General features: G+C 64.2%; 11 protein-coding genes. 3 read left to right on the forward strand and 8 right to left on the reverse strand.

What is annotated here, in order from left to right; translation table 11 throughout:
• Window positions 1–60: 60 nt before the first annotated feature.
• The 3 genes from ctaD to NX778_RS16240 all read right to left on the reverse strand — a co-directional run bounded on the left by ctaD (window position 61) and on the right by NX778_RS16240 (window position 4,161).
• A complete protein-coding gene (ctaD, locus tag NX778_RS16230) occupies window positions 61–1,653 on the reverse strand; it encodes a cytochrome c oxidase subunit I (protein ID WP_258812804.1) in 1,593 nt (530 codons plus the stop codon).
• 34 nt (window positions 1,654–1,687) lie between these two features.
• Entirely contained in the window at window positions 1,688–2,872 is a 1,185-nt protein-coding gene (coxB, locus tag NX778_RS16235) for a cytochrome c oxidase subunit II (protein WP_258812805.1), read from the reverse strand.
• A gap of 368 nt (window positions 2,873–3,240) precedes the next feature.
• On the reverse strand, window positions 3,241–4,161 hold the full coding sequence (locus tag NX778_RS16240) for a methyltransferase domain-containing protein (RefSeq protein WP_258812806.1): 921 nt from the start codon (window positions 4,159–4,161) through the stop codon (window positions 3,241–3,243).
• 61 nt (window positions 4,162–4,222) lie between these two features.
• On the opposite strand from NX778_RS16240, the gene NX778_RS16245 reads away from it, so the two are divergent.
• Complete coding sequence (locus NX778_RS16245) at window positions 4,223–4,960, forward strand: ComF family protein (RefSeq protein WP_258812807.1); 738 nt, start codon at window positions 4,223–4,225, stop codon at window positions 4,958–4,960.
• 91 nt (window positions 4,961–5,051) lie between these two features.
• A complete protein-coding gene (trmL, locus tag NX778_RS16250) occupies window positions 5,052–5,522 on the forward strand; it encodes a tRNA (uridine(34)/cytosine(34)/5-carboxymethylaminomethyluridine(34)-2'-O)-methyltransferase TrmL (RefSeq protein WP_258812808.1) in 471 nt (156 codons plus the stop codon).
• 3 nt (window positions 5,523–5,525) lie between these two features.
• Here trmL and NX778_RS16255 read toward each other — a convergent pair whose 3' ends face one another.
• From NX778_RS16255 to NX778_RS16270, 4 genes are all read right to left on the reverse strand, one after another.
• Window positions 5,526–6,914, reverse strand: a complete 1,389-nt coding sequence (locus NX778_RS16255; protein WP_258812809.1) for an FAD-binding oxidoreductase — start codon at window positions 6,912–6,914, stop codon at window positions 5,526–5,528.
• A gap of 139 nt (window positions 6,915–7,053) precedes the next feature.
• Window positions 7,054–7,509, reverse strand: a complete 456-nt coding sequence (locus NX778_RS16260; protein WP_258812810.1) for a nuclear transport factor 2 family protein — start codon at window positions 7,507–7,509, stop codon at window positions 7,054–7,056.
• Between the two features lie 87 nt (window positions 7,510–7,596).
• Window positions 7,597–8,076 carry a D-glycero-beta-D-manno-heptose 1-phosphate adenylyltransferase gene (gene rfaE2, locus NX778_RS16265; protein WP_258812811.1) on the reverse strand — a complete coding sequence of 160 codons (480 nt, stop codon included), beginning with the start codon at window positions 8,074–8,076 and terminating at the stop codon, window positions 7,597–7,599.
• Window positions 8,076–9,275, reverse strand: a complete 1,200-nt coding sequence (locus tag NX778_RS16270) for a PilT/PilU family type 4a pilus ATPase (protein ID WP_258812812.1) — start codon at window positions 9,273–9,275, stop codon at window positions 8,076–8,078. The genes rfaE2 and NX778_RS16270 overlap by 1 nt, the downstream gene beginning before the upstream one ends.
• A gap of 149 nt (window positions 9,276–9,424) precedes the next feature.
• Here NX778_RS16270 and NX778_RS16275 point away from each other — a divergent pair, with 149 nt between their 5' ends.
• Window positions 9,425–10,366, forward strand: a complete 942-nt coding sequence (locus NX778_RS16275) for a hydrogen peroxide-inducible genes activator (protein ID WP_258812813.1) — start codon at window positions 9,425–9,427, stop codon at window positions 10,364–10,366.
• Window positions 10,367–10,424: 58 nt separating this feature from the next.
• Here NX778_RS16275 and NX778_RS16280 read toward each other — a convergent pair whose 3' ends face one another.
• Window positions 10,425–11,564, reverse strand: a complete 1,140-nt coding sequence (locus NX778_RS16280) for a TIGR03118 family protein (protein ID WP_258812814.1) — start codon at window positions 11,562–11,564, stop codon at window positions 10,425–10,427.
• Window positions 11,565–11,620: the final 56 nt, after the last annotated feature.

Here is an 11,620-nt window from a genome sequence, read left to right on the forward strand (position 1 = left end):
GATCATCGCGACGGCCAGCGCCGTTTTCGCATTGTTCGGTTTGGCTTGCTTTTGCATCGCTTACTTCACCGTCGGCGGATGTTCGAAGGTGTGGAACGGCGCCGGGCTCGGCACGGTCCACTCCAGGCCTTCCGCGCCTTCCCACGGCTTGTCGGCCGCCTTGGCGCCGCCACGGATGGTCGGGATCACCACGAAGATCAGGAAGTACACCTGCGACAGGCCGAACAGGAAAGCGCCGACCGACACGATCGCGTTGAAATCGGCGAACTGGGCGGCGTAGTCCGCATAACGGCGCGGCATGCCGGCCAGGCCCAGGAAGTGCATCGGGAAGAAGGTGACGTTGAACCAGATCAGCGAGTTCCAGAAGTGGAACTTGCCGCGGCCTTCCGGATACATGTGGCCGGTCCATTTCGGGGCCCAGTAGTAGAAGCCGGCGAACAGCGCGAACAGCGAGCCGGCCACCAGCACGTAGTGGAAGTGCGCCACCACGTAGTAGGTGTCCTGCAGCTGGATGTCGATCGGGGTCACGGCCAGGATCAGGCCGGTGAAGCCGCCCATGGTGAACACGAAGATGAAGCCGACCGCGAACAGCATCGGGGTTTCAAAGGTCATCGAACCGCGCCACATGGTGGCGACCCAGTTGAACACCTTCACGCCGGTCGGCACCGCGATCAGCATGGTGGCGTACATGAAGAACAGCTGGCTGGTCACCGGCATGCCGGTGGTGAACATGTGGTGGGCCCAGACGATGAAGGACAGGATCGCGATGGAAGCGGTCGCGTACACCATCGAGGCGTAGCCGAACAGCGGCTTGCGGGCGAAGGCCGGGACGATCTGCGAGATGATGCCGAATGCCGGCAGGATCATGATGTAGACCTCGGGATGGCCGAAGAACCAGAAGATGTGCTGGTACATCACCGGGTCGCCGCCGCCTGCCGCATTGAAGAAGCTGGTGCCGAAGTGGCGGTCGGTCAGGGTCATGGTGATGGCGCCTGCCAGCACCGGCATCACGGCGATCAGCAGGTAGGCAGTGATCAGCCAGGTCCAGCAGAACATCGGCATCTTCATCAGGGTCATGCCGGGCGCGCGCATGTTGAGGATGGTGACGATGATGTTGATCGAGCCCATGATCGACGAGGCGCCCATGATGTGCAGGGCGAAGATCGCCATGTCCATGCCCGGGCCCATCTGGGTCGACAGCGGCGCGTACAGCGTCCAGCCGGCGGCGGTGGCGCCACCCGGAACGAAGAACGACGATGCCAGCAGGATCGCGGCCGGCGGCAGCAGCCAGAACGAGAAGTTGTTCATGCGCGCGAACGCCATGTCGGACGCGCCCACCTGCAGCGGGATCATCCAGTTCGCGAAGCCGACAAATGCCGGCATGATCGCGCCGAACACCATCACGATGCCGTGCATGGTGGTCAGCTGGTTGAAGAATTCAGGCTGGAAGAACTGCAGGCCCGGCTTGAACAGCTCGGTGCGGATCATCAGGGCCAGCACGCCGCCCGACAGGAACATGGTGAACGAGAACCACAGGTACAGGGTGCCGATGTCCTTGTGGTTGGTGGCGTACAGCCAGCGTTTCAGGCCGTGCGGATGGTCGTGCGCGTGATCGTGGGCGTCGTGTGCGTGATCGAGTGTGCTGGAAGTCATATCAGTGTCCTGGCAATCTTTGTCTTACTTGCTATCACTTGCGAGCGGCTTTGACTTCGGCCGGCTGTACGATGTTTTCAGCTGCGTGATTCGACCAGCTGTTGCGGGTGAAGGTGATCGCGGCTGCGATTTCGGTATCGGACAGCTGCTTCCACGACGGCATCGCCGACGGGAACTTGCCGCTGTGTTTGCCGTTCAGCACGACATCGATCTGCTCGGCTTTCGGGCCATTCACGACCGGCGAACCGTCCAGCGAGGCGAACGCGCCCGGCACGCCCTTGCCGGTGGGCTGGTGGCAAGCCACGCAGTTGGTGGTGTAGACCTTCTCGCCACGGGTCTTCAGTTCGTCGATGGTCCAGGTCTTGTTCGGATCATCGGCCTGGGCGGCCAGCTTGGCCTTCTGCTCGCCGACCCACTTGGTGTAATCCTCGGCGGACACCACTTTGACGACGATCGGCATGAAGGCGTGGTCCTTGCCGCACAGTTCGACGCAGCTGCCGCGGTAGGTGCCGACCTGGTCGGCCTTGAACCAGGTGTCGCGCACGAAGCCCGGGATCGCATCCTGCTTGACGGCGAAGGCCGGGATGGTCCACGAGTGGATCACGTCGTTGGCGGTGAGGACGATGCGGACCTTCTTGTTGACCGGCACGACCATCTCGTTGTCGACTTCGAGCAGGTAGTTTTCCGAGCGCTGGCCGACCGGGGCGACGCCCGGTGCGCCGACCTGCTCGCGCGGGGTGGACAGGTTGGACAGGAAGGAGATGCCTTCGCCCTCGCCCTTCAGGTAGTCATAGCCCCATTTCCACTGCATGCCGGTGACCTTGATGGTCAGGTCGGCGTTGGAGGTGTCCTTCATTGCCACCACGGTGCGGGTGGCCGGCAGCGCCATGCCGATCACGATCAGGAACGGTACGACGGTCCAGGCGATTTCGACGGCGGTGGATTCGTGGAAGGTGGCCGGTTTGTGGCCCAGCGATTTGCGGTGCTTGAACACCGAGTAGAACATGACGCCGAACACGGCGACGAAGATCACCAGGCACACCAGCATCATGTAGTTGTGCAGGCTATAGACTTCGGCAGCGATGCCGGTCACGGGTTGCTGCAGGTTCAGTTCGTAGTCAACTGGGCGCCCCGTCACTACCGGTTCTGCCAAAGCTGGGATACTGGCCGATACTGCGAGACCGAGCATCAGAGCTTGAAGTCGCTTTGCATATGTCATTTTGTCCCCAACCACCAAAAAAAATAGTCTTTTTCTAATGGGTCGGCAACAAATGACGACTGCCGGCCCGCAACACCCCTTGCAAGGGCTCGCGTGCCGACGCACGCGGCGAAGTGAATCGCCGCGGTGGCAGGAGCCCCATCATGATCACGGAGGAGTTCCCACCGCATGACCACTGAATGCAATTGCTGTACTTCAGTCCGACTCTTACGCCGTTACTGCTTGTATTTCCAGCGCGCTGCTACCACAGGTCGGAAGAAATTGTCTTTGATTATACGCAAACAACTAACATTCATTCAAGAAAATTAGGCTTGGGAGCAATTTTGCTCTCTACTAATCTGACACATCATTTTTTCGCTGTAAAGCGGCTACTGCTTCGGCCGTGGCTGGAAGCGGACGATGGCCTCGCCCGCCGCCGTGGTGCGCGCCACCGGCCGGAAGGCGTGGCCGTAAATGACTTCGAAAGTCAGGCCCAGCTTGCCGTCCGGCCGGCGTTGCGATTCCAGCGCGGCCAGCAATTTGTTCCATGCATCGCGGCCGATGAGCCCGCGGCGGCGCGTGGCCAGCGGGTTGCCACCCAGCGCGCGCACGTCCGCCAGCAAGGCCTCGGCCGTGCTGTAGGTCACCGTGATCTGTTCCATATCCATCACCGGCGTCGAAAACCCGGCCTCTACCAGCTGGTCGCCAAAATCGTGCATATCGACGAAAGGCAGCGCGTGCGGCGTTTCGTCCATGGCGGCGAAGGCCGTGCGCAGCTCCTTGAACGTGTCCGGCCCAAAATTGGAGAACATCAGCAAGCCCTCCACGCGCAGCACCCGGCGCCATTCGGCGAACGCGCTGTCGGGCTGCGGGTGCCAATGCAGCGCCAGGTTCGACCACACCAGATCGACGGAGTTCGGCCCCAGCGGCAGGTTGCCGAAGTCCCCGCTCAGCAGGTCGACGCCCGTCTTGGCGGGCATCAAGCGGCTGAGCAGCTGGTTCAGCGGACGCGCCGCCGGCGCCGGCCCCTTGGCGGCGCGCAGCATGGCGGGCGAGGCGTCCACGCCGACGATCTGGGCGGCGGGATAGGACTTCTGCAGCAGGACCAGGTCCTCGCCGGTGCCGCAGCCGGCGTCGAGCACGCGCTCCGGCGCGATCTTCACCAGCGCCAGGCGCTCGTGCATGCGGGCCGCCACTTCGCGCCGCAGGAAGTTCGATTCCGCCACACGGGCCGGATCGCGGAACAGCTGGCGCACGCGGGCCAGGTCGATCGGCGCGCTCATTTTGGACGAGGATTGGGGAGAAGCCATGTTCTGATGCGTTCGAATGAGATAATTGCGGCAGTTTACCTGTTTGTGGGAAGACGAGCCGATGCTGGAGCCCCTGCGCCTGTGGTGGCACCGCTGGCCGCGCGCGCTGGCCGGGGCGCTGCTGCCTTCGTGCTGCGCGCTGTGCGGCGAGGTCTGCGGAGCGGTCGTGTGTACGGATTGCCATGCGCAATACGTGGCGGTCCGGACGCGCTGCGGGCGCTGCGCCAATCCGCTGGCGGACGGCGAAACCGGGCAATGTGGCAAGTGCCTGGCGGATCCGCCGGCCTTCGACGCCACCATCGTCGGCGCGGATTATGCGGCGCCGCTGGACCAGCTGGTGCTGCAGCTCAAGTTCGGCAGCCGGCTGGCGCTGGCGCCGTGGTTCGCGCACCTGCTGCGCGACGCCGTGCTGGCCCGCCCCGCCCTCGCGCTGCCGGATGTGCTGTGCCCCGTGCCGCTGGGGCCGCGCCGGCTGGTCGAGCGGGGCTTCAACCAGGCACTGGAGATCGCGCGGCCGCTGGGACGCTCGATTGGCGTGCCGGTGCAAGCGCGGCTGGCGGTGCGGGCGGTCGAGACGCGGGCGCAGTCGGGCGTGTCGCCGCAAGAACGCCGGCAGAATATGCGCGGCGCATTTGGCGTCGAGGCGGAGATGATGGCGGTGGTGGAAGGCCGGCATGTCGGCGTGGTGGATGATGTGATGACCAGCGGTAGCACGCTGGATGAGCTGGCCGCGACGCTGAAGCAGGCGGGCGCGGCGCGGGTCACCAACCTGGTGTTTGCGCGCACGCCGCCAAGGTGAGCCGAGCTATCACGGCAGAGTTAAAAAAGATAACGTCGTTCCCGCGAAAGCGGGAACGACGGCAAATGCTATTCAGGTTAAAGGAGAAGCTTTGTTCCACGTCGTCCTCGTCGAACCCGAGATCCCGCCCAACACGGGCAATATCATCCGCCTGTGCGCGAACACGGGGGCGCAGTTGCACCTGATCGAGCCGCTCGGCTTTCCGCTGGACGACGCCAAGATGCGCCGCGCCGGCCTCGACTATCACGAGTACGCGAACATGAAGGTGCACAAGAACTGGGACGCCTTCCTCGCCGACGCCAAGCCGGACCCGGCCCGCATGTTCGCACTGACCACGCATGGCTCCTCGCCCTTCGCCGACGCCGCCTTCCGCCCCGGCGACTGCTTCGTCTTCGGCGCCGAATCGCGCGGCCTCGCCCCGGCGCTGCGCGACTCCTTCCCGACCGCGCAGCGTATCCGCGTTCCCATGATGCCGGGCAACCGCAGCATCAACCTGTCCAACACCGTCGCCGTCGTCGTCTATGAAGCGTGGCGCCAGAACGGCTACGCCGGCGGCGGCTGAACATCACAGGGCCGGCGGTATGTTGTGGTTGAAGCGGAACAGGTTGGTCGGATCGTAGCGATTCTTCACCTGCACCAGCCGGTCGAAATTGCCGCCGTAAGCCTCGCCGATGCGCGAGGCCTCGTCCTGCGTGATGAAGTTGATGTACACACTCCCCGCCGCGAAGGGCTTGGCAGCGCCGAAGAATTCGCGCGCCCAGGCGATACAGCGCTCGTCGTCGGCCGCGTCGTCCCAGCGGCCATGCACGTTCATCACATACAGCACCTTGCGATGCGGATAGGCGGTGGCGTCCGGCGCATAGGTGTTGGCCTGGCCGCCGATCAGGCCGAGGAAGATTTCGGTCTGCGGCGTCGGCAGCTTGCCGGCGTAGTCCACCACCACGTCGATCGCGTCATCGAGCAGCGTCTCGAAATTGTGCGATTTCCAGTAATTGCGCGCGCCCGGGGTGAGCAAGGGATCGAATACCTGCTGCCACGCGGCATAGGGCACGCCGCCCACATGCTCGCCCAGCACCTGGCCGAAACTGCGGACCGGCGCGAACATCGGCAATGCCTTTTCCGGCGCCAGGGTCGAGAACACGGCCAGCGCCACGATTTCCTGGCCATGCACTTCCGGCGGCAGGAAAGGCAGCGGCGGCGCCTTGCGCAGCACTGCCCATACCGACAGTTCATTGGGCAAGGTGTCGACCAGGTCGCGATAGCGCATCAACACCTCGCGCGCCTGGGCGAAGGGAAACACGACCAGCCCGGCCGTGACCAGCGGGCCGACCGGGTGCAGCTTGAACTTGAAACGCGTGACCACGCCGAAATTGCCGCCGCCGCCGCGGATCGCCCAGAACAGGTCCGGATCCTCCTGCGCGCTGGTGTATCGTCGGCGCCCGTCGGCGGTGATGATCTCGGCCCCGAGGAGGTTGTCGACCGAGAGCCCGTACATCCGGCTCAGCCAGCCGAAGCCGCCGCCCAGGGTCAGGCCGGCCACGCCGGTGGTCGAGTTAATTCCCAGCGGAGTCGCCAGCCCGAAAGCCTGGGTCTCGTGGTCGACGTCGCCCAGGCGCGCGCCGCCATCGACCCAGGCCACCTGGCCGTCCGGGTCGACGTGCACCGAACGCATGCCGCCGAGGTCGATCACCAGCCCGTCATCGCACAGCGCATTGCCGGCGATATTGTGGCCGCCGCCGCGGATGGCCAGCCGCAGCTTCTGGTCGCGCGCGAAGTTGACCGCCGCCAGCACGTCGGCCGTGCCGGTGCAGCTGGCGATCAGCGCCGGGCGGCGGTCGATCATCGCGTTCCACAACGCTCGCACCGTGTCGTAGCCGGCGTCGCCGGCCTGCAGCAACGGCCCCCTCAAGGCGGACCGCAGCTGCTCCACCTTTCCCTTGTCCAGATTGATCATTACGCACCTCCCGCAAAAGTCCCACCAAGGACGCGGCGGCGGTACGGCAAGCGCGGTCGCGCCGCGTCCGGCCCAAATGCAAAACGCCGCCCCCGGGCTTGAACTGGGAGCGGCGCGTTGTTGAAGGGATGATTCTGAATTAATGAATGGAGCGGCCGCCGGCCTGCCCCATATCGGCGGAGGTGCCCGCCATTTGCGGCTCGTAGGCCATTGCGGCCTTGTGAGTGTCGGCATACTCCTTGAAGCCGGAGATCTGGCCGTTCGCGATGCGGAACACGTGACAGAAATCGTCGCTGTACTCGCGACCCGTCGATTTCACGGTGAAGGCGAAATGCCCCAGCACGACCACCGTGTCACCTTGCCCGATAAATTCGTCGGGCACCATTTCCCGCACGTCCTGGGCCGCCAGCATGTCGCGGAAAAATCCCGCCACCGCGTCGATCCCATGGCGTTTGCCGCTGAAAGGCATCGCCTCCACTTCGGGGATCTCCCAATCGATGTCGCTGCTGAACATGCTCAACAGGCCATTCAGGTCCCCCTTGAGGAAGGCGTCATAGCCTTGCCTTACCAGCTTGATGTTGTCCTGCTCTTTCATGATTGATGGCCTCCATCCCGTTCGGTTTATGGTTAGCTCCATCATTCTCGTTCGCGCCACGATAAATACAATGGTGGCGCAGCAATATCACGAAAAAGAACGAACTTTTGCGAGAAGCTTCGTCGTTGATCTATCGTGCTCGAAATCGATCGCGACCGCGGTGCCGCCGTAAGCGATGACGGCTTTACCTTCGGGGATCTGGTCCATCACGTAGTCGCCGCCCTTGGCGTAGATTTCGGGCCGGGCTTCCTGCACCGTTTCAAGCGCGGTGTCCTCGTCGAAGTCGACCACCAGGCTGACCGCCTCCAGCGCCGCCAGCACCGCCATCCGGTCGGCCAGCGTGTTCAGGGGCCGGTCGTCGCCCTTGCCGAGGCGCTTGACGGAAGCGTCGGTGTTCACCGCCACCACCAGCGAGCCGCCCAGCGCGCGCGCCTGCGCCAGGTAGGTCACGTGGCCACGGTGCAGGATGTCGAACACGCCGTTGGTCAGGACCACCGGCTTGGGCAGGGACGCCACCCGCGCGCGCAGCTGCGCGCGGGTGCAGATCTTGTCTTCGAAGTCGGCCATCATTGCTTCTGCCCGTCCGCCGGGGCTTCCTCTTCTTCCGGCTCCTCCTGCAGCGCCAGGTCCAGGCCACCGCCCTTGCCGCCGCCCTCGTCGGGCCCCTTGCGGTCGCCGTGCAGCTTGATCTGCAGGCGCAGGCCGTTGGCCGAGTCGGCATTGCGGATCGCCTCGTCGTAGCTGATGTATCCCTTGTTGTAGAGGTCGAACAGGGCCTGGTCGAAGGTGCACATGCCCAGCTCGCGCGACTTGTGCATGATCTCCTTGATGTTCTGGAAGTTGCCTTTCAAGATCATCTCGCTGATCGTCGCCGTGTTCAGCAGGATCTCGATCGCGGCCTTGCGGCCCTTGCCGTCTTCGGTGCGGACCAGGCGCTGCGAGATGATGCCGCGCAGGTTGGACGACAGGTCCGACAGCAGCTGGTTGCGGCGCTCTTCCGGGAAGAAGTTGATGATGCGGTCCATGGTCTGGTTGGCGTTGTTCGCGTGCAACGTGCCAAGGCAGAGGTGGCCGGTTTCGGCGAACGCGATCGCGTGTTCCATCGTTTCCGTGTCGCGGATCTCACCGATCAGGATCACGTCCGGCGCCTGGCGCAGGGTGTTTTTCAGCGCATTGTGCCAGGACAGGGTGTCCACGCCCACCTCGCGGTGGGTGATCAGGCAGCCCTTGTTCTTGTGCACGTACTCGACCGGATCTTCGACCGTGATGATGTGGCCGGCCGAGTTGGTGTTGCGGTAGTCGATCATCGCCGCCAGCGTGGTCGACTTGCCGGAGCCGGTGCCGCCCACCACCAGCACCAGGCCGCGCTTGATCATGATGACTTCCTTCAGCACCTCCGGCAGGTCGAGCTTCTCGAAGTTCGGGATCTCGGAGGCGATCGTGCGCACCACCATGGCGACGTTTTGCTGCTGCATGAAGACGTTGACGCGGAAGCGGCACACGCCCGGCAGCGAGATCGCGAAATTGCATTCCATTTCGGTGTCGAACTCGCCGCGCTGGCGCTCGTTCATCAGCGAATTGGCCAGTGCGCGGGTGACGTCGCCGGTCAGCTTCTGCTGCGACAGCGGCTTCATCGCGCCCTGGTGCTTCATGCTGGGCGGGAAATCGGCGGAAATGAACAGGTCCGAACCGCCCTGGTGATTCATCACGGTCAGCAGTTTATGGATGTAAGCCTGGGCTTCGGCCGGGCCAAAGGTCGAGGACATGCGAGCCTTTCTACAGGGTCAGCCGGCAAAGTCGCCAGCGCGGCAATTATATCGACTATGATTCCCGGTAAAATACTATTTCCTGGCTGACCACTTGCCAACGGCTTTCGGCGTTAATTCGTTGTAAAACCACCTGAGCGACTGGGACTATGACACTCACCGAACTGAAATACATCGTCGCCGTCGCCCGCGCGCGGCACTTCGGCCATGCGGCCGAGGCCTGCTTCGTGGCCCAGCCTACCCTGTCGGTGGCAATCAAGAAGCTGGAAGACGAGCTGGGCGTGACCCTGTTCGAACGGGGCGGTTCGGAAGTGTCGGTGACGCCGATCGGCGCCCAGATCGTGGCCCAGGCCGAGCGCGTGCTGGAACAGACCGCCGCGATCAAGGAGCTGGCCAAGCAGAACAAGGATCCGCTGGCCGGGCCGCTGCGGCTCGGCGTGATCTACACCATCGCGCCTTACCTGCTGCCGCCGCTAGTCAAGACCATGATCGACCATGTGCCCCAGATGCCGCTGGTGCTGCAGGAAAATTTCACTACCAAACTGATCGAGCAGCTGCGCCAGGGCGAGCTGGACGCCGCCATCATGGCCCTGCCGCTGCCGGACCACGGGCTGATGGTGCAGACGCTGTACGACGAGCCCTTCGTGATCGCGGTGCCGCAGCACCATCCCTGGGCCAGCCGCAAGGAGATCCCGGCCGAGGACCTGAAGAAGGAGACCATGCTCCTGCTGGGCAATGGCCACTGCTTCCGCGACCAGGTGCTGGAGGTGTGCCCGGAAATGGCGCGCTTCTCGTCGGGCGGCAACGGCATGCAGCGTACCTTCGAGGGCTCGTCGCTGGAGACGATCCGCCACATGGTCGCCAGCGGCATCGGCCTCACCGTGCTGCCGCGCGCGTCGGTGAAGGACATGAACGAGCCGAATGGGCTGATCCGTTTCATCCCCTTCTCGGCGCCGGCGCCCTCGCGCCGCGTGGTCATCGCCTGGCGCAAGAGTTTCACGCGGCGGGCGGCGATCGAGGCCATCGTGCGGGCGGTCGCGGAATGCGACCTGCCGGGCGTCGATATGCTCCCGCTCGAAGAAGCCGCCTGATTCCCGGCCACCACCCTTGAAACCGTCGTCCCGGAGCCGGGACGACGGTGGTTTTATTTCAACGCATATCGATACGGCCGTAGATGCCGTGGACGAACCCCGGCCCGGCCGTGTAATACAGCGTATTGGTCGGCTGGTTGTTGATGCCATTGCCAAACGCGATCGCCCACAGCCTGTCCAGCACCAGCGGCGCCCCGCTGCCATTGCTCAGCGTGCCCACCATCGCGCCCGTGTTCGGGTCATAGGCGTTGATCTTGCCGTCGCCAAAATTCCCCACCAGGAGCATATTGCTGAAGCTGCCGAAATTTGCCGGCGCCATCGCCATCCCCCACGGCGCATTCAGGCCGCCATTGTTGACCAGGCGGCGCACCATTGCCCCGCTGCTGTCGAACACGTCCACGTAGCCAAGGCCGGCGCCGTCCACCTCGCGCGCCCCGCTTGCGTCGCGCTGCGCATAGGCCACATAGATCTTGCCGCCGATGGCCTGGATGCCAAAGGGTGCATAGCTGGCGGGCAAAGTAGCGTCAGCAAAACCGCCGCCGGGCAGGGTCACCTTCTGGAAGTTGGTGTTGTAGACGTCGACCCTGCCGTTGCGGAAGTCGGCCGCATACACATAGTTGTTGCCGGCGTAGCTGGCGATGGCCAGCCCTTTGTAGACTGCGCCAGTGGCGCCGGTATCGACGACGGTGACGGCATTGGTCCCGTTCACACCAGGCGACCAGCCGGCCACGGTGCCGCCCTCGCCTGCGAAGATGAAGGTGCTGGCGCCACTGACGCCGTTCTGGGTCACCTTGAAGTCATTGCTGCCGTTGTAGACGATGCCGGTCGGCTTGGCCGGCCCTGAGGTGCCGGACGGAATGGCGACGACCATGGTTTGCGGCGTGCCGTTGCCGTCGTAAAGGGTCGAGGTCGAGGTGCCGTTGTTGGCGACCCAGGCGAAGGCGGTCGGGTTGAAGGCCAGGCCCCAGGGGTTGGACAGGTGGGCGTCGGTGTTGGGTGCGCCCGTGCCATCGGATACCAGCGCGGTGGCGTTAAAGGTGGTGCCCGTCATCGGCGGCGGATTGGTGTTCATCGGCGGGGTGTAGGACATGCCACCACCGCCACCGTAACCGCCTCCACAGGACGCGACGGCAACGCCGATGCCGGCGCCGACCAGGCCTGCCTTGCACCAGGCGGCCACTTTCGTATGCGTGCTCATGATTGCTCCTTCTCCGGTCGATGGGTTCGCTACTGAGAGTGAATTCCAAGCGGGCC

The sequence above is a fragment of the Massilia terrae genome (assembly GCF_024753145.1).
Classification (GTDB): Bacteria; Pseudomonadota; Gammaproteobacteria; order Burkholderiales; family Burkholderiaceae_D; genus Telluria; species Telluria terrae.